General features: G+C 46.2%; 14 protein-coding genes. 5 read left to right on the top strand and 9 right to left on the bottom strand.

The annotated features are described in order from the left end of the window. Positions 1-5: 5 nt before the first annotated feature. The gene (locus Q4Q54_RS18515) at positions 6-926 is read right to left on the bottom strand and encodes a biotin-dependent carboxyltransferase family protein (RefSeq protein WP_311989222.1); all 921 of its coding nucleotides are present in this window, start codon (positions 924-926) and stop codon (positions 6-8) included. Positions 927-1,259: 333 nt separating this feature from the next. Between Q4Q54_RS18515 and Q4Q54_RS18510 the strand changes: the two genes are divergently transcribed. Then, complete coding sequence (locus tag Q4Q54_RS18510; RefSeq protein ID WP_311989221.1) at positions 1,260-2,300, top strand: HDOD domain-containing protein; 1,041 nt, start codon at positions 1,260-1,262, stop codon at positions 2,298-2,300. A gap of 87 nt (positions 2,301-2,387) precedes the next feature. Here Q4Q54_RS18510 and glyS read toward each other — a convergent pair whose 3' ends face one another. Both glyS and glyQ read right to left on the bottom strand, forming a co-directional pair. Beyond that, complete coding sequence (gene glyS / locus Q4Q54_RS18505; RefSeq protein WP_311989220.1) at positions 2,388-4,457, bottom strand: glycine--tRNA ligase subunit beta; 2,070 nt, start codon at positions 4,455-4,457, stop codon at positions 2,388-2,390. Positions 4,458-4,467: 10 nt separating this feature from the next. Further along, entirely contained in the window at positions 4,468-5,373 is a 906-nt protein-coding gene (gene glyQ, locus Q4Q54_RS18500; RefSeq protein WP_006083814.1) for a glycine--tRNA ligase subunit alpha, read from the bottom strand. Between the two features lie 117 nt (positions 5,374-5,490). On the opposite strand from glyQ, the gene Q4Q54_RS18495 reads away from it, so the two are divergent. Next, complete coding sequence (locus tag Q4Q54_RS18495) at positions 5,491-6,093, top strand: DNA-3-methyladenine glycosylase I (RefSeq protein WP_311989219.1); 603 nt, start codon at positions 5,491-5,493, stop codon at positions 6,091-6,093. Positions 6,094-6,298: 205 nt separating this feature from the next. Here the strand turns inward: Q4Q54_RS18495 and Q4Q54_RS18490 are convergent, their stop codons facing one another. The 6 genes from Q4Q54_RS18490 to fadB all read right to left on the bottom strand — a co-directional run bounded on the left by Q4Q54_RS18490 (position 6,299) and on the right by fadB (position 15,410). After that, complete coding sequence (locus Q4Q54_RS18490) at positions 6,299-9,487, bottom strand: amidohydrolase family protein (protein WP_311989218.1); 3,189 nt, start codon at positions 9,485-9,487, stop codon at positions 6,299-6,301. A gap of 270 nt (positions 9,488-9,757) precedes the next feature. Continuing rightward, the gene (locus tag Q4Q54_RS18485; protein ID WP_261273065.1) at positions 9,758-10,204 is read right to left on the bottom strand and encodes an MOSC domain-containing protein; all 447 of its coding nucleotides are present in this window, start codon (positions 10,202-10,204) and stop codon (positions 9,758-9,760) included. A 47-nt stretch (positions 10,205-10,251) separates the two neighbouring features. Beyond that, positions 10,252-10,497 carry a sulfurtransferase TusA gene (gene tusA / locus Q4Q54_RS18480; protein ID WP_259512326.1) on the bottom strand — a complete coding sequence of 82 codons (246 nt, stop codon included), beginning with the start codon at positions 10,495-10,497 and terminating at the stop codon, positions 10,252-10,254. A gap of 170 nt (positions 10,498-10,667) precedes the next feature. Continuing rightward, positions 10,668-11,831 (bottom strand): diguanylate cyclase domain-containing protein, encoded by a 1,164-nt coding sequence (locus tag Q4Q54_RS18475; protein ID WP_311989217.1) that lies wholly within the window; start codon positions 11,829-11,831, stop codon positions 10,668-10,670. Between the two features lie 242 nt (positions 11,832-12,073). Further along, the gene (gene fadA, locus Q4Q54_RS18470; RefSeq protein WP_311989216.1) at positions 12,074-13,237 is read right to left on the bottom strand and encodes an acetyl-CoA C-acyltransferase FadA; all 1,164 of its coding nucleotides are present in this window, start codon (positions 13,235-13,237) and stop codon (positions 12,074-12,076) included. A gap of 22 nt (positions 13,238-13,259) precedes the next feature. Beyond that, complete coding sequence (gene fadB / locus Q4Q54_RS18465; RefSeq protein ID WP_311989215.1) at positions 13,260-15,410, bottom strand: fatty acid oxidation complex subunit alpha FadB; 2,151 nt, start codon at positions 15,408-15,410, stop codon at positions 13,260-13,262. A 490-nt stretch (positions 15,411-15,900) separates the two neighbouring features. Between fadB and pepQ the strand changes: the two genes are divergently transcribed. The 3 genes from pepQ to Q4Q54_RS18450 all read left to right on the top strand — a co-directional run bounded on the left by pepQ (position 15,901) and on the right by Q4Q54_RS18450 (position 19,399). Beyond that, positions 15,901-17,223, top strand: a complete 1,323-nt coding sequence (gene pepQ, locus Q4Q54_RS18460) for a Xaa-Pro dipeptidase (protein WP_311989214.1) — start codon at positions 15,901-15,903, stop codon at positions 17,221-17,223. Between the two features lie 26 nt (positions 17,224-17,249). Next, positions 17,250-17,864, top strand: a complete 615-nt coding sequence (locus Q4Q54_RS18455; RefSeq protein ID WP_259583132.1) for a YigZ family protein — start codon at positions 17,250-17,252, stop codon at positions 17,862-17,864. 77 nt (positions 17,865-17,941) lie between these two features. Continuing rightward, positions 17,942-19,399 (top strand): TrkH family potassium uptake protein, encoded by a 1,458-nt coding sequence (locus Q4Q54_RS18450; RefSeq protein ID WP_106648749.1) that lies wholly within the window; start codon positions 17,942-17,944, stop codon positions 19,397-19,399.

Genomic DNA, 19,399 nt, shown 5'->3' with positions numbered 1-19,399 from the left:
GCCTGTTAACCTAGACTGCGTTGTAAGCGATAGAAGTAGTCATGCCATTCTGCTTGCGCCGTTGCGGCTTGTTCATCGTCGACTAATTCGAATTTAACTGTTTGCCCTGGGCGAGTTTGGGCAAGCTTCCAAAGATCGGCTTCAATAATCACGGCTATTTGCGGATGACTGCTGGTGGTCTGCGCATCGGCAAGTAACACGAGTGGTTGCCCTGAAGTGGAGACTTGAACCACTCCGGGCGTGACTGTGTGTGATTGCACAGGGAATGGTTTTGCCAATGTTAACGTATCACCTTTGAGTATTGCACTCGCACGATCACTTTCAGCTGAAAGTTGCCACAGTGTTTGCCAGAATGTTTGCTGAGATTTCAACGAGAAGGCTTGAGTGTGCTTGGTCGCGAGTGCGCGAATATGCCCATCCCAACTTTTTTGAATTGCGCCAACTTGCCTTCTTAGTGGATGAGCTGAACCTAGGGTCAGGCGATCGCCCGCTTCTAATGCGCGGCCATGAAATCCACCGATACCTGAGGTTAAATCGGTAGCGGCAGAATTCATCACTAGCGGTACTTTAACGCCGCCATCAACGGCAATATAAGCACGCATGCCTTTGTTTCCCCCTCTAAGACTGAGTTTTTGCCCTGCCTTAATGGAGTAACGCCAGCCGCAAACTATGGGCTTATTGTCTATACGAGCATCGAAATCGGCACCGGTTAAGGCAATCCAAGCGTCGCGTTTAAACAAAAAAATCGATTGGCCGAAGGTCAATTCTAATACGGGTGTGTTATCTGGGTTTGATAATAGACGGTTTGCTAAACACAGGGCAGGTCTATCTAAGGCGCCAGCTTGGGTTACACCTAAATGTCGGTATCCCATGCGTCCGAGATCTTGAACTGTGGTTAGTGCACCCGCTTTTATTACCTCGATCATCAAATATTCCGTCGTTAGCTGGCGAGTATGTCGTGAATGACTTAAAGGGAGACGAAATACGTATCACTTTATGAAGGGTGGACATATTGTCAGCTAAATGATGCCGGAATGTAAGTTTTTTGAGGTTTCAAGTTGTAACCAAGATTGTCCTAATAGAGGCTACAATCATGGGATTGCTGGCGTCAGAAATGAATTGAATATGTTACACTTAAGCAAGCCATTAGCATGTCTGCAACGTGTTTATATATAGCTTTAGCGGATCAAAATGGATTTATTATGGGCAATATTTAACTGACTTTTTAACAATTATTTATAATGATAGGTTGATGCTTCTTGATTAAATCACTTTTTAATAAGCTCTTTAATATTCGCGATACAGCGACGGTTGAGAGGCCCAAAAGTTTTTCAACCACTGACTTAGGTAAGTCGCTTGAACCTGCGCGAAAGCCAGCTAAACCTCTCGAAGACATTAGTGTGGTATCAGTGGATTTAGCCGCACTCTTTTATAGTTTGTTGTTTCCGACACGGGTTAAGGACACTGGCGGTGTAGCTAATAATCTTGAACGTCGAGTCATGGCGGAGATAGAGCAGGCCTTGGCATCGCCACAATTGATCGCCGAAAAAGTGCTAAAGCTGCCGTCAAAGGTATTGGAGCTAGATCGTAAGCTGGCCGATCCTCAGTTTGATATTAAGGATCTATTAGCGCTTATTGAGCGAGATCCTTTACTGAGTATTGAGGTACTTAAGCTATGTAATTCCCCTGCGTTTAAACGTAGTGATAGGGATATCACCAGTTTGCAGCAGGCTTTGGTACAGCTTGGTCGTGAACAGTTAAGAAAGTTTGTCACCACTTGTCTAGTGCGTGAAATGTTGGATATCAAGCCAATTTATTTTCGTCGTTTCGGCGCTGAAATTTGGCGCCACTCGATGCAGGTCGCCTTTCTCGCCAGTGAGTTAAGCGATGAAGATCAAGATACGGCTTTTTTATTGGGCTTATTGCATGATGTCGGCAAGCTGGCCATTTTCAAAATGCTACTCGATGCGTTTGTGCAGGCGGAGCCCGGAGAACAGCCTAATTCTGGGTTATTTAGACAAGTGATGACGACGAAATCGTTAACCTTGAGTTCATTGCTCGCTAAGTATTGGCAGTTACCCAATACCTTTGAAACAGAATTAGACAAGCTCGCCAGTGTGAACTCGCGCCAGCAAGCTGGGCTCGCCGCTGTGATATGGCGGGCGAATGTGATCAGCGAGATTTCTATGCTGCATCAAGCAGGGCAATTGTCTCCTGAAATACTGGCGAATTTACTGCAGCAAGTTAACTTAGATCAAACTCAATTTGATGGCTTACATCAAAAACTGACGCAGTTCTGATTGGGCTGTTTAAGAAATCAGGGCAATAAAAAACGCGCTATTTAGCGCGTTTTTTATAAAGCGATAATTTAAAAAACGTTAGTATTGTTATTGCAGTAGTGATATATCCGCGACGTGCAGGAACTGCTCGCGTAGATTATTCAACAATGCTAAACGATTGTTTTTCAACGCTTCATCATCTGCCATTACCATCACATCTTCGAAGAACTGATCCACGCTTTCACGTAGGCCAGCTAACAAGGTTAAGGCTTGTTGGTAATCGGCATTGGCAAACAATGGTGCCAGCAGTGGTTGTAGCTCGTTCAACTTGGCCGCTAATGCTTGTTCTGCGGCTTCAGTTAACAGACTCGCATTGATCGTGGTCGGTAAAGCACCTTCAACCTTAGCCAGAATGTTCGATACACGTTTGTTCGCTGCCGCAAGTGCGCTAGAAGCTTCTAGGCTTCTAAAGTGTGATACCGCATTGATACGGCTATCAAAATCAGCTGGGCGTGTTGGGCGACGTGCTAGCACGGCTAAGATCACATCAACACCAATGCCTTTATCTTGATACCAAGCGCGGAAGCGTGCCATTAAGAACTCTAACACTTCATCGCTTGCATTGGCGTTGCTTAAGTTAGTGCCATGTAGAGCTTGTGCTTTAGCAATAAGATCAACTAAATCAAGTGGTAGCTTGTTTTCTACTATGATACGTAGCACGCCAATTGCTGCGCGGCGTAGGGCAAAGGGATCGGCTGCGCCTTTAGGCGCTTGGCCAATACCAAAGATACCGACTAAAGTATCGAGTTTATCTGCTAATGCGACAGCGCAAGATACGCCAGCACTTGGCACTGTATCGCCAGAGAACTTAGGTTTGTATTGTTCTTCCATTGCAACTGCAACGGCTTCGGTTTCACCATCGAGGCGGGCGTAATGCATGCCCATAGTGCCTTGAGTATCGGTAAATTCCATCACCATATTGGTCATCAAATCGGTTTTAGATAACAAACCTGCACGGGCTGCATCAACCGCATTCGCGCCAGTTTGCTCGGCAATAAAGGCGGCTAGGGCAGAGATACGATTTACTTTGTCTTTTAATGTACCCAGCTGCTGTTGGAACAAGACTGTTTCTAAGCTAGGTAAACGTGATTCCAGCGTGTGTTTTTTATCGGTATTAAAGAAGAATTCTGCGTCGGCAAGACGTGGACGAACGACTTTCTCGTTACCAGAGATAATTTGCGCAGGATCTTTAGATTCTATGTTGGTCACAAAGATAAAGTTTGGCAGTAACTTGCCCGCGTCATCAAAGACTGGGAAGTATTTTTGATCGCCCTTCATGGTGTAGACCAAAGCCTCAGACGGTACGGCTAAGAATTTTTCTTCGAAGCTGGCGGTCAATACCACTGGCCATTCAACCAAAGAGGCGACTTCTTCAAGTAGGCTATCTTCGATATCGGCTGTACCACCAATCTTAGCGGCGGCTTTTTCGGCATCGGCTTTGATCAATGCTTTACGGCTTTCGTAATCGGCGATGACTTTGCCTTTTTCTTTTAGGTCGGCAAGGTAGTGATCAGCGTGCGCTAATTCAAACTGCTTGAGTCCCATAAAGCGGTGACCGCGAACAGTGCGTGCCGATTTGATACCCAGCAATTCCCCTTCAATCAACTCACTGCCTAACAACATAGTCGCGGTGTGCACAGGGCGAATAAATTGGGTTTTATTATTGCCCCAACACATTGGCTTAGGAATGGGCAATTTATCGAGTGCACGTTGAGCCATAGCAGCGATCAAACTTTTTGTTTCGACGCCTTCAACTTTGGCGTTATGGACTAACCATTCGCCTTTATCTGTCACTAAACGTTCGGCTTGTTCAACAGTAATACCATTCCCACGCGCCCAACCTTCGGCGGCTTTCGTCGGCTTACCTTCAGCATCAAAGGCTGAACTCACGGCGGGGCCGCGTTTTTCAACCACTTTGTCGGCTTGTGCAAGGGCAAGTTCAGTGACGTTAATCGCCAGACGACGTGGCGCTGCGTACCAAACGGCAGAGCTAAATGCTAAATCGGCTTTGCTGAGTTCTTCGGTAAAGTTAGCTAAAAAGGATTCAGCCAGTTTACGTAGTGACTTAGGGGGTAACTCTTCTGTGCCTAACTCTATGAGTAAGTTTTCAAAATTCATGTTTTTACCTCTACTTACACATTGGGAAGCCAAGCGCTTCGCGTGCCTGATAATAAGATTCAGCGACCGCTTTCGCCATAGTACGGACGCGTAAGATGTAGCGTTGGCGCTCGGTCACTGAAATGGCATGGCGGGCATCGAGTAAGTTGAAGGCGTGCGAGGCTTTCATCACTTGCTCGTAGGCGGGCAGAGGTAAAGGTTTTTCCAGTGACAATAAATGCTGACACATTTTTTCGCACTGATCGAACAGGGTGAACATAAAGTCCACATCGGCGTGCTCGAAGTTATAGGTCGATTGCTCGACTTCGTTTTGATGAAACACATCGCCATAGGTGATGCGCCCAAGTGGACCATCGGTCCAAACGAGATCATAAACGCTATCAACACCTTGGATATACATAGCCAGACGCTCTAGGCCATAGGTGATTTCACCTGTGACTGGGCTGCATTCGATGCCGCCAACCTGTTGGAAGTAAGTAAACTGAGTTACTTCCATACCGTTTAGCCAGATTTCCCAGCCTAAGCCCCAAGCACCTAGTGTTGGTGATTCCCAGTTATCTTCTACAAAGCGGATATCGTGGATTTGAGTATCGATACCCAGCGCTTGCAGTGAGCCTAAATACAGCTCTTGAATATTGTCAGGTGAAGGCTTCAACACGACTTGGAATTGGTAGTAGTGCTGCAGACGGTTAGGGTTTTCACCGTAACGACCGTCCGTAGGGCGGCGCGATGGCTGCACATAGGCACTGCTCATAGGTTCTGGCCCTAAAGAACGTAGGAAAGTTTGTGGGTGGAATGTTCCAGCGCCGACTTCCATATCTAGAGGTTGAACGATTGCACAGCCTTGCTGTGCCCAATATTCCTGCAGGGTAAGAATGAAACCCTGAAATGTTTTTACGTCGTGTTTTGTCGTCATGTCTACTTGTCTACTGCCGTCAGCCTGAATAGAAAATGGGTTCGATTATACCTTGTAGATATCTGCTTATGTAGGTTATTTTTTACCTTCTTAATTAAAACAATAAGGTTATATACCATGGAAGAGATCCGTTGTGGCTGGGTAAGTGATGATCCCTTGTATCGTGAGTATCATGACAAAGTGTGGGGGCGGCCGGTTTATGATCCTAAGGAGCTGTTTGCTAAGTTGTGTTTAGATGGTCAACAGGCTGGATTATCGTGGATTACGATCCTGAAGAAACAACAAAACTATGAGCAGGCCTTTGCCAATTTTGAACCAGAAGCGATTGCTGGCTTTGATGAGGCGAAAGTGGAGGAACTTATGTTGAATCCCGGCATAGTGCGCAATCGCTTGAAGGTGAACTCTATTATCAAGAATGCCAAAGGATATTTGGCCTATACTGCCGATGGGAAGGATTTCTCTGCATTCTTATGGAGCTTTGTTGGGGGTAAGCCCATAGTGAATCAGTTTACTGCTATGTCGCAGGTTCCAGCGCAAACGCCGGAATCTGAAGCCATGTCAAAAGCGTTAAAGAAGCTTGGATTTAATTTCGTCGGCCCAACAATTTGTTATGCCTTTATGCAGGCGGTGGGCATGGTAAATGATCACCTTGTAGAGTGTATTTCCTACCAGGCCTGTGTTGATTCCTGTGCCGGTCAGCATCACTGCGAACATCGGTAATCGCTCATCTTGCTGATGTGATGTAGGACAGTACTCATAGCAATATTCGAGTTCTTGTCCATATACACAATAAATAATGCACAAAATGTAAAAAAGCATGTTCCACGTGGAACATGCTTTTATCTTCATTGGTGATATCTGGTTAAACCAAATAATTAAAACAGGAAAGCGACTCTCCCATTCATTCTAGCCTTGAGGATAGAGTTTAGATTTTCTCAAAGAAAAATGGCTTACGTTTTTCCTTATCCCCATTAAGCTCATTCATCGTCTCAGCATTAAAAAGCTTACCGTTGACCATGGTATAAGTGACTTTATCTGTGACGCGTATGTCGGTTAATGGATCACCATCAATAACGATTAAGTCTGCGAGCTTACCTGCTTTAATCGAGCCTAGCTGTTGTTCCATACCAAAGGTCGTCGCCGGATTAATGGTGGCCGTTTTCAATACCTCCATATTGCTCATGCCGCCTTGGGCGAACATCCACATTTCCCAATGTGCCGCTAAACCTTCACGCTGACCGTGGGCGCCAATATTGGGGTGAACCCCTAACTTATTGAGTTCGTTAGCCACTTTAGAAACATTGAAATGATTGTAGTGGCCATCTGGAGCATGCGGGCGTCGCATTGATCTCGCCTGTAATATATCGGCGGGGACATACATGGACAGGCGTGGATGCGCCCACACATCGGTTTTATCGTACCAGTAGTTTTCGCCTGAAATACCGCCATAGGCGACCACTAAGGTTGGGGTGTAACCGACTTTAGTTTGGCTCCAGAATTGTTTGATATCATTATAAATCGCTGCCACTGGCAGAGAGTGCTCAACCGTTGTGTGGCCATCGGCGACCATAGTGAGATTGTGTTGCAGCAAGCTGCCACCCTCAGGCACGACCATCATTTCAAGTTCACGTGCGGCAGCGATGACTTGCTGCCTCTGATTACGGCGTGGTTGGTTGTAGCTTTTTACGCTAAACGCCCCGACTTTTTTCAGACGTTCAAGATGAAACTTGGCATCATCGAGTGAGTCTATGTGCGATGTGTAACCTGGCGCATTGGCACCATACAATATGGTACCAGTAGAGAAAATACGCGGGCCAACTATGTGTCCTGCTTTTTGTTGCTCGGAAGCGGCAAAAATCTCTGTCGTGTCATTCGAGGGATCGTGAATAGTGGTGACACCCAAAGATAAACCAGAATAAAGCGCCCAGTTCTGTTGTGGCACAATTTCATCATCTGCTTGCGGTCCATGGGCGTGGCCATCGAATAGCCCTGGCATGATGGATTTGCCTTTGATGTCGATGATCTGTGCATCTTTTGGAATCGCGATATTGGCATCACCTACGGCGACAATATGATTGTCTTTGACTATGACCACGCCATTATCTATGACTTGGTCATTTTCCATCGTAATCACTTTGCCACCGACGAAGGCGATTGTTCCACGTGGAACATCGGCTTTTTCGGTAAAGCCCAAATTGATAATACTTGGCTGAGTCTTTTCATCTTTATTGAGATATCGAGTATCAACCTTGGCTTGATAAAGTTCGGGGCCAAGTGTCCAATATAGTTGGTTGCTTTTACTGCTCCAACTGATACTTTCACCCGCGCGGACACTCAATTGACTTACGGGTAAATTGTTGGCATTGGGTCCAATCTCAACGGTTTCACCGTGTTTAGCAAAAGGCGTCACCCAAACCTTAAAGCGTTCGGCGAAGGCGAGTTGCTCACCATCGGGTGAAACCCTAAACTCAGTCGCATGCTTGCTGCTGTAATGAACCCGTTTATCGAAGCCATCTAAGTTGATAGATGATAACTGTGGCGTTTCATCTTCGCTGCTATTCATAAAAAAGACGCGATCGGCATTGGCACCGAATTGAGCTTGGTAGCCATCGGCACTGATTTTCTTATTTTGTTTGCCTTTGATATCGACTTTATATAGTCCAGGCTCCTGCGACCAAGTTCTTGGTGTGAGGTTACCGCCTTGGGTTTTACGATACACCACAAGTTCACCATCGGGTGAAAAGGTGGGTTCTACGTACTTTCCTGGCTCAGATGTTAGCTGCTTAGGTTTGCCACCTTTGGCACTAATGACTTGCACTGTTCCTTGTTCTTGGTCATTCCAAGTGGTGAAAACAATATTTTTGCCATCGCGTGACCATTGGGGATACAGTTCTTCAATCCCATTATTGAGTTCAGTTAAGCGCGACATTTTTCCATCGGGTAATGATTTTAACCAAATCTTCCCTAGTGCTTCGAAGGCGACTTTACTGCCATCGGGAGAGACCTGCGCCATACGTAGCATTTTGACATCGAAAACATCTTTATCTATATCTTGCTTAAAGCGCACTGAGGGTTGTACTGCTAACTCAGTTTTTACGCTAAAGGGGATATCTGTGAGTGTTTTGCTGGCAACATTCAGGCGGTTAATCTTTCCCTTCGCCCAGAAGAAAATATCCTTGTTATCTTGAGTCCATGCCATTGTTGGATAGACGCCATGAATCGCCCAAGTCTCTTGCATATCACGGTCTAGTTCGCCAAACAGTTTAGTGGTTTCACCAGACTTGAGGTCGAGTAGGTAGAGTGATGAATTAAAATCATCGCGCTTTATATAGGCGAGCTTAGTGCCATCAGGACTCGGGGTTGGTCGAATTGCGCCACCGGTACCTTCAATTAAAATTTCAATGTCACCGGTTTGGGTATCATAACGTTTGATTTTGTAGATACCGTTAACTGAGTCCTTTGAATAGTGGAATGTTTTGCCTGGCGTATCATCTTGGCTAAAGTAGATATAACGGCCATCGGGCGAGTACGCGGGTTCGCCTAAATCTTTCTGATCATTTGGGCGTTCAGTTAGTTTTACGCCTTCGCCGCCAGCTACGTGGTATAGCCACACTTCACCCGCACCTAAACTGCGGCTGGCGGTAAAATGCTTACGTGCAACAAGATACTGAGAGTCAGGGCTCCAAGCTGGACTGTTTAGCAGCCTGAATGTTTCTTGGGTGACAGTTCGTGGATTGCTGCCATCAGCATCCATGATCCAAATGTTATCGCCACCATCGCCATCCGAGGTAAATGCGATGTGTTTGCCATCTGGGCTATAGACGGGCTGCATCTGCCAAGCAATACCTTGGGCTAATGGCTTAGCTTCACCGCCTGATACTGGGATTTGATAAATGTCGCCGAGTAAGTCGAAGACGATATGCTTGCCATCTGGACTGACACTAAGGTTCATCCAAGTGCCTTCATTAACGTCAATTTTGACTTGCTCTAAGGGGGCATTCGCTGGAGCGTTAACATTCCATTCGGCCTCCTTAGTTTCTGCTGCGTTAACGGCGAGGGTATTCATCCCTAGAGCGAGGGCGATATAAAGCGGGGTAAGTTTAGATTTCAACATGTCACTTCCTGTTATCGTTCTTATGGACTGCTTGAGTTGTATTAATTTTAAGATGAACTTTTGTTAATACTTAGTCTAGTTATCGCATAAATAGGGAAGAAGGAACACGTAAATACTGTTTCAATTGATGACCGAGGGAATGGAAAAGTAACGGCGATATAGATAAGAAAGCGGGCATAGCAGAAATAGAACCAAGTCAATTGGTTCTATTTACTGAGGAGTATGGAGATTTAACTAAGAGTAAGAGTGGCTGACTCGCTGGGAATAAAATTAGCTTGGATTCACCAGAGTGATCTCATCGCCTAAGTGGATCATGGCATCATTCAATACTCGGCAGGTTACACCACCTCGCCAATCTGGCCTGAGCGCGGCCTCTAAACCGATATGCGCTATTTCCATCTTTTTACAGGGATCGGTTTCACCCGTTATTTCAAGTCGCAACTCGCCGATCTGTAAATGTTTACCAACATCGGCACTACTAAATACGAGATCATCAACCAGCAGATTTGCTCTGCGAGTCGTCCATGGTAAATCTGCCTCGATACTATGGCAGGCCTGTTGCCACTGAATTTTAGAAAGCACAGTGACTTGGCGTTTGCCTGGACGACCAAACACATCTTTCTCTACGCCACTGAGTTGGGTGACATTGGCACAGAGAACTTCATTCATTGGGCCGCGCTTTACAGTTTTATAGGCAATCGCCAGCAGTTTTGGCATAGTTTCTCACATCCTTTGTTCATGATTAAGTCGTTAACGAATACGACTTAAAGTCCTTTTTTGATCAAATATTGATATGGCGTTTGTGTGGTTTCACTGGCAATTAAGGTGTGATCCATAAATTCACAAAAGCTTGGAATATCGCGCGTCGTAGCAGGATCATCGGCAATGATCAGCAGTGTCTCGCCGGTAGCCATTTGTCTTACGGTTTTACGCACCATCATTACAGGCTCTGGGCAGCGTAAACCAAGAGCATCGAGTCTATGCTGCGCGGTTGAGAAAGCGTCGTTCATATTACCTCTACTGAACGGTTAAGCAGAATTAGCTAATGTTACTCTAGCCCCCATGATAAACCAAGTTGGCGGTTTCAATTTGTGATCTGGTTTCATTGAGATGTTCTATCAATACGAATGTTAGATATTTAATGTTCCACGTGGAACATGATGACGAATGGGTTTAAAAATTACTCGACGGCTTTATCAACGCTTTGAGATTGAGAGATTGAATGGACATCTGCGGTACTATTCTCAGGTACTAAATCATTTGCTGCCGCCATAGTTTGTTGCTGCTGTTTGGATGCACGTTTGTAGCTATACATTCGCTGATCGGCTTTATGAATTAAGCTATTGGCTTCTTCATATTCGTAGGGTCCAGTATCAATAATGCCAAAGCTTAAGGAAATATTGTTTAAACTGAGTTTTATTTTTTGATTGAATCGAGTGATGAAATTATCCCGAGCTTGTTCTTCACGGCAGTTAGGCATAATGATACAGAACTCATCTCCACCATATCGAAAGCAATGATCCTCGGCCCGAGTGATTTCTTTAATCGCTTTTGCTACAGCGCGCAGTACTTCATCCCCAGATCTATGGCCTTGAGTGTCGTTGAATGACTTAAAATCATCTACGTCTAAGTAGATCACGCTGACGGGTTCTGCACGCCTTTGGGCTGCTCTGAGTATGCGCGTTGCGGTTTCTTGCAAGTGCCTTACATTGAGCAGGCCTGTTAAGGGATCGGTTTGCGACAATTCTTCTAACTGCTGGGTTCGCTCTTTGACTTTGCTTTCCATGCTTTGGGCATATTTTTCGGCTTTATCCTTAGCGTTCTCAATCTCGGATACTAAGCTGCGAATATAAGTATCAAATACCAGCGTGACATCAAACAGCACCAGTTTATCAATCGCGACACGGATACATTCGCCTTGATGTGTATCTTGCACTGAACAGTTGATCACGGCGTAGATAAGCTCTTTTAGCGTGTGTACCGCAGACAGGTAAAGCTTAGGCTCAACACCAATGCGTTTATGGACTAACCCAATCCGCAGGCGATTGTTTACGTACTCAAGATCATAAACACCATTAAATAAATCGAGCACATATCTTCTCTGTGCGGTACGTAAGCGGGCAAGGGTGTCAGAGTCTCCGATCAGCAGCGCAATTTCTGAAACGCTGGTTTGTAAGCCATAAAAGTCATCGACGATTTTATCTATGTTTTCTTCAATGATGGGCTTAAAGGATTGTAGGGCCTTTACGTCCGCCCCAGTAAAAGAGAAGAGCGCCTTACGAGACTCGATCTCCAGTTCAGTGATCCGCATTTGTTCGAAAAGGGTCTGTTCCGTTTGTAGCATCAGGCATTCCTCTTGTAAAACAACGAATTGCATCCTTGCACTACACTGCCTAGATTTGGCTGATGATTGCTTGCCTGTTGTCGTCCACAATAGCCAGTGATGCCCTTGTAGTTAAGTTGATAACGGACTGATTTTCAAATGAACAGCAGAAGAAATGAGAAATATTAATATTTACGCTGGCAGAAAATTTGGCATAAAAAAGCCGGAACAAGTTCCGGCTTTGAAATTATTCTAGTAACGAATTAAACGCGTTCGAATACAGTGGCGATACCTTGGCCTAAACCAATACACATGGTCGCTAACCCTAAGGTCGCGTCTTTGTCTTCCATTAAGTTGATCAGCGTCGTAGAGATACGAGCGCCTGAACAACCCAGTGGGTGACCTAGTGCAATTGCGCCGCCGTTGAGGTTGATTTTGTCATCAACCACATCTGCTAAACCTAAATCTTTCACACAAGGTAAAGACTGAGCAGCAAATGCTTCGTTAAGTTCAATCACATCTAAATCGGCAACGGTAATACCAGCGCGAGCCAGTGCTTTTTGCGTGGCTGGCACTGGGCCGTAACCCATAATAGCCGCGTCACAACCTGCAACCGCCATAGAGCGAATGCGTGCACGAATTGGTAAGCCAAGTGCACGCGCTTTAGATTCTTCCATGATCAACATGGCTGAGGCGCCATCAGACAGTGCAGAAGAAGTACCAGCAGTCACAGTACCGTTTACTGGATCAAATACGGGACGCAGTGTAGCCAAAGATTCCATTGTGGTTTCTGGGCGGATCACTTCGTCTTGCAGGACTTTAATTAAGGCACCATTAGCATCGTGACCTTCAATGCCATAGATTTCTTTGGCAAAGCGGCCTTCAACCGTCGCAGCATAAGCGCGTTGGTGTGAACGTACCGCAAACGCATCTTGCTGCTCACGGGTAATGCCGTGCAGTTTACCCAGCATTTCAGCCGTTAAACCCATCATGCCAGAGGCTTTTGCAACGTTGTTAGCAAGACCTGGGTGGAAGTCGACACCATGGCTCATCGGCACGTGGCCCATGTGTTCTACGCCACCAATAATAAAGGTGTCGCCCATGCCAGTCATAATCGCACGTGCAGCTTGATGGATAGCATCCATTGATGAACCACATAGGCGGTTAACTGTCACAGCGCCAGCAGTCTTTGGAATGCCCGCTAATAGCGAAGCGTTACGGGCGATGTTGAAGCCTTGCTCTAGGGTTTGTTGCACACAACCCCAAATCACGTCTTCAATCAGGTTTGGGTCGAGTTGCGGGTTACGCAGCAACAGACCTTTCATTAATTCGGCAGACAGAGTTTCTGCACGCACATTACGAAATACGCCAGCCTTTGAGCGGCCCATCGGAGTACGGATGCAGTCTACGATAACAGCTTGTTTCATGATTAAATTCCTTTCCCGCTAATTAGGCTTGGTAGTAGCTACCGTTATTGGCTGCTAATGTGCGCATCGCATCTGTGACTTGATACAGACCGCCCAAGTGAGCGTACTTGTCTGCTAAGGCGACAAAGTTCGCGACACCCATGGTATCCAAGTAACGGAACACGCCGCCTCTGAATGGCGGGAATCCTAAGCCATAAACTAGGCCCATATCCGCTTCGGCAGGCGATGCGACAATACCTTCTTCTAAACAGCGCACGGTTTCGATGATCATAGGGATCATAGTACGGGCAATAATGGCATCGGCTTCAAAGGCTTTTAACTCGCCAAAGGCATCTTTCAATAGGCCGTAGCTCGTTGGATCGACATCTTTCTTCGGCTTGTCACGGCTATCGACTGAATAGACATAGAAACCTTTGCCATTTTTCTGGCCAAGACGTTTGTTCTCAAACATCACATCAATCGCATCAGTGCCTGATTTACCCATGCGATCAGGGAAACCTTCAGCCATAACAGCTTGGGCGTGATGACCTGTGTCTAAACCGACTACGTCGAGCAGGTAAGCTGGACCCATTGGCCAACCGAATTGTTTTTCCATCACTTTGTCGATTGCAGCAAAGTCGCCACCTTCGGCAAGTAAGCCGTTAAAGCCTGCAAAGTAAGGGAAGAGTACGCGGTTAACGAAGAAGCCTGGGCAATCATTAACAACGATTGGGGTCTTGCCCATTTTGCTGGCATAAGCCACAACAGAGGCGATGGTTTCTTCAGAGCTGTGCTCGCCACGGATAACTTCGACCAACGGCATTTTATGCACTGGGTTGAAGAAATGCATACCGCAGAAACGCTCAGGTTTCTTCATGCTCTTAGCGAGCAAGTTGATTGAAATTGTTGAGGTGTTTGACGCGATAATTGCATCTTCACTCACATAACCTTCAACTTCGGCTAAAACCTGTGCTTTGATTTTTGGATGTTCAACAACGGCTTCAACGACAACATCACTGTGTTTAATCGCGGCATAATCTAACGAAGGCGTGATGTTGTTCAGCACTTTAGCCATTTTTTCTGGCGTTGAACGGCCACGGGCGACTTGGGCAGACAGCAGTTTAGCGGCTTCATTGAGGCCTAAATCTAATGCTGGCTGGGCAATGTCTTTCATGACAATCGGTGTGCCTTTGCTGGCGCTTTGGTAAGCGATGCCGCCGCCCATAATGCCTGCGCCTAATACGGCCGCGTTGTTTACTTCTTTCGCTAACTTGCCGGCTTTCTTCGCTTTGCCTTTAACAAATTGATCATTAAGGAAAATACCGATAAGCGCTTTAGCAACGTCGGTTTTCGCTAGCTTGATAAAGGCTTGATGTTCGATTTGTAATGCTTCAGCACGACCTTTAGTCGATGCCTGCTCAATCACGCTTACAGCAGCCATTGGTGCAGGGTAGTGTTTACCCGCAACCGCAAACACCATGCCTTTGGCTGTGGTGAATGACATCATAGCTTCAAGTTTTGGCAGTGTTAGCGCAGACAGTTTACGGTGACGACGTGCTTGCCAATCCAGCTTTTCAGCAACAGCATCTTTCAGCATTTGAATCGCAGCAGCTTCTAACGCTTGTGGTGCAACCACGGCATCAACAGCGCCGACTTTCAGTGCATCTTCAGCGCGTTGGTCTTTACCTGTGGTGATCCACTCAAGTGCGTTATCTGCACCAATCACACGTGGCAGACGAACTGTGCCGCCAAAACCTGGGATGATGCCGAGTTTAGTTTCGGGTAAACCGATTTTGGCTGTGGTGTCTGCGATACGGAAATCGGTTGCCAGAATGGTTTCACAGCCGCCACCTAAGGCAAAGCCTTTGATTGCTGATGCGGTTGGGAAAGGCAAGTCTTCGAGTTTGTTGAAGACTGCGTTGGCTTGTTCAACCCAAGAGAGCAATACGGCGTCATCTTGTGCGAACAGGCCTAAAAATTCGGTAATGTCGGCGCCCACAATAAAGGTATCTTTACTTGAGGTCAGCACTAACGCTTTGATATTGGAATCTTGCTTGATGCTGTCTAATGCCGCATCGAGCGAGGCGAGGGTTTCTCTGTCGAATTTGTTCACCGAACCGGGTGCGTTAAAGCACAGCTTGGCAATATTATCCTCGAGTAACTCAACCTGAATTGTAGGACTTTGGTAGATCATTGCTTGCTTCCTTTTGGCTTAAAAGTGATACCCACCATTATGTGTTGGTGCTAGTACGACTCTCTATCTCACAGCAGCTTCGGCCATCATTTGACCAGTTGTGTGCCAGTGTGCTTCGAAATTCGATAAATTACAACACCCAATTTAAACGACTGTTTAATTTCTTGTCGGCTAGAGTGATTTTTCACCTTTGTGATACACTGCACTGAGTGTAGAACAGCTAGAATGCGTTAAATCACTTTGCGGATAAATAGGTCTTTGTGGCTGTTTACCTTAGACGTTTAAACGCTGCAGCTATGCTAGGGTTGAACATAACTCTTAAAGATAATCATGACGTTATCGCTTTAATGTTCTTTGTTCCGCAGCCATGTATTTTAGATAGAGTGACAGTTTAGTGTTTTGATTGAATCTGTTGTTCATGATCAGATTAAGATTATGTGAGCAAATTCGGCTCATATTATTAACTTTTATTCATTGCAGGAGATGACAAATGGATCAGTTGGCTCATCACTATCGTGCTCATATTGCCGAGTTAAACCGTCGAGTCGCAGAGATTTTGTCTCGAGAAGCCTTGTCTGGTTTAGTGATCCATTCGGGTCAGCCGCATCGGATGTTTTTGGATGATATCAATTATCCCTTTAAGGCAAACCCGCACTTCAAGGCATGGTTGCCTGTGTTGGATAATCCGAATTGTTGGTTAGTGGTCAACGGCCGTGATAAGCCGCAGCTGATTTTTTATCGTCCTGTGGATTTTTGGCACAAAGTGTCTGATGTGCCTGATATGTTTTGGACTGAGTATTTCGATATTAAGCTGCTAACCAAGGCTGATAAGGCCGCTGAGTTTTTACCGACAGATATCGCTAATTGGGCCTATTTAGGTGAGCATTTAGATGTGGCCGAAGTGTTGGGTTTTACCAGTCGTAATCCCGATGCTGTGATGAGTTATCTGCATTACCACAGAACCACTAAAACCGAATATGAGCTAGAATGCATGCGCCGCGCGAATCAAATTGCGGTGCAGGGACATTTGGCTGCTAAAAATGCCTTTTATAATGGTGCGAGCGAGTTCGAAATCCAGCAGCACTATTTATCTGCAGTTGGCCAGAGCGAGAATGAGGTGCCCTATGGCAATATCATCGCCCTTAACCAAAATGCGGCGATTTTGCATTACACCGCACTTGAACACCAAAGCCCTGCGAAACGTTTGTCATTTCTTATCGATGCCGGCGCGAGTTACTTTGGCTATGCCTCTGATATCACCAGAACCTACGCATTCGAGAAGAATCGTTTCGATGAATTGATCACTGCGATGAACAAGGCACAGCTAGAGCTTATCGACATGATGCGTCCGGGCGTGCGTTATCCCGATTTACACTTGGCCACCCACGCTAAAGTCGCACAAATGCTATTGGATTTTGATTTAGCCACAGGTGATACCCAAGGTTTGGTCGATCAAGGCATAACCAGTGCTTTCTTCCCCCATGGCTTAGGTCACATGTTAGGCCTACAAGTGCATGATGTTGGCGGCTTCTCCCACGATGAACGCGGAACTCATATTGCGGCGCCAGAGGCTCATCCATTCCTACGTTGCACCCGCATTTTAGCGCCAAACCAAGTGCTGACCATGGAACCCGGGTTATACATTATCGATACTTTGCTTAATGAGCTTAAACAAGATAGTCGTGGCCAACAGATCAATTGGCAAACGGTGGATGAGTTAAGGCCTTTTGGCGGTATTCGTATCGAAGATAACGTTATAGTGCATCAAGATAGAAACGAGAACATGACCCGTGAACTTGGCTTGGCTGATTGATATAGGGTTAAGATTAGGGCGGATGTGTGCTCGAAAGTTATAGCGTTCCCTGTGAAGATATCGTGATTGAAGAAGAGATAAAGCATAGCCGCTTTATCTCTTTTCTGTTTCATTGCGATAGCTTTGATAAATTTAAGTTAGCACTCACTGACATAAAGCGTGACTATCCCGGCGCAAGCCATTATTGCTCTGCTTTTGTGGCTGGCGCACCGGATGATAGCGTCTTAATTGGTTCGAGTGATGATGGTGAGCCAGCAGGTAGCGCTGGTCGCCCTATGTTAGCTGTGCTGCAAGGGGCGAATATCGGCGAAGTGGGTGCTGTTGTGGTGCGTTATTATGGTGGCACTAAGCTAGGCGTAGGTGGACTGGTTCGGGCTTATACGTCGGGCTTACGGCAAGGTTTGGTTCAATTGCCGACGCGACTTAAACAGTTACGTTATCCCGCCAAGTTGCATTGTGATTATGCGCAGCTACGCGATGTGGAGCATCTATTACAACAAATGGATGCCGTGATTATCGATAAGCAATTTGCCGCAGCGGTCGATATTGTGTTTGAGATAGGTCGGCAGCAACAGGCATTACTGTGTGAGTCGCTGGCGACGCTCAGTCAGGGAAGTTTGAGGCCTGAGTTTGAGCTGTGATGCCTGCGTAAATTATGCCAAAATAGCCCAAATGCTGAAAATACCTTTGCAGCCAATGGAATGATTGAACTCGCTTAATGCAATATAAAACCATAATACGAATCATAGGCCTGCTGATTGGTTTATTTTCAATCACTATGCTGCCACCAGCACTGATCGCTGTTTGGTATAACGATGGCGGCGGCACGGCGTTTATGCAGGCATTTTTTGTCAGCCTATTTATTGGTTTCTGGCTCTGGTATCCCAATCGCCACTGTAAAGAAGAATTGCGTACCCGAGAGGGTTTCTTGATTGTGGTCCTATTCTGGACCGTACTGGGTTCTATCGGTGCTTTACCGTTTATCTTCTCGAGTCAACCCGACCTCAGCTGGACCGATAGTTTCTTCGAATCTTTCTCTGCGTTAACCACCACCGGAGCCACAGTGATTGTCGGGCTCGACTTCTTACCTAAAGCCATTCTGTTTTATCGTCATATGCTGCAATGGCTCGGCGGTATGGGGATTATTGTGCTCGCCGTGGCGATTTTACCTGTGCTTGGCGTCGGGGGAATGCAGCTCTATCGCGCTGAAATTCCGGGCCCAGTGAAAGACAGTAAGATGACCCCGCGGATCGCCGAAACCGCTAAGGCACTGTGGTATATCTATTTACTGTTAACTATTTCCTGTGCAACCGCCTATTGGCTGGCGGGCATGAGTGTGTTCGATGCGGTTTGCCATTCATTTTCTACTATCGCTATTGGCGGTTTTTCGACCCACGATGCCAGCATGGGGTATTTCGATAGCTCAGTGATTAACCTTATTTGCGTGTTCTTTTTAATCGTTTCTGCGGTGAACTTTAGCGTGCATTTTGCGGCATTTTCGCGCCGAGGGATTAACGTTAAAGTCTATTTTAAAGATGCCGAATTTAAGATGTTGGTGGCGATTCAACTCATTCTCACCGCGATTTGTTTCCTCACGCTTTATCATTCGGGCATTTATGATTCGCCGGAAGAAACCTTAGATCATGCCTTATTTCAGGCGGTTTCCGTGGCCACTACCGCAGGGTTTGGTACTGAAAGCTTCCACATGTGGCCGCTGTTTTTACCTATTCTATTGATATTTTCGAGCTTTATCGGTGGCTGTGGCGGATCGACTGCGGGTGGGATTAAGGTGATTCGGGTCATTTTGCTGCTGTTACAGGGCTCGCGCGAATTAAAGCGACTGGTTCATCCTAAGGCGATGTTCTCTATCCGTATTGGTTCTAAAGCTTTGCCTGATCGCGTTGTTGATGCCGTGTGGGGGTTCTTCTCTGCCTATGCGCTGGTGTTTGTGATCTGTATGCTTGCACTCATGGCGATGGGATTAGATGATATTACCGCCTTTAGTGCCACCGCAGCTTGCTTAAACAACCTAGGCCCAGGCTTAGGTGCTGTAGCCAGTAACTACGCTAGTATTGGCGATGGCGCCAAATGGGTATTGGTCGTGGCTATGCTGTTTGGTCGCCTCGAAGTATTTACCTTACTGATTTTGTTTACGCCAACTTTTTGGAAGAATTGA

This window comes from Shewanella sp. SP2S2-4 (assembly GCF_031932025.1).
Classification (GTDB): domain Bacteria; phylum Pseudomonadota; class Gammaproteobacteria; order Enterobacterales; family Shewanellaceae; genus Shewanella; species Shewanella baltica.
Note: the sequence above shows the minus strand (reverse complement) of the source record. Positions and strands in the feature narration are given on the sequence as shown.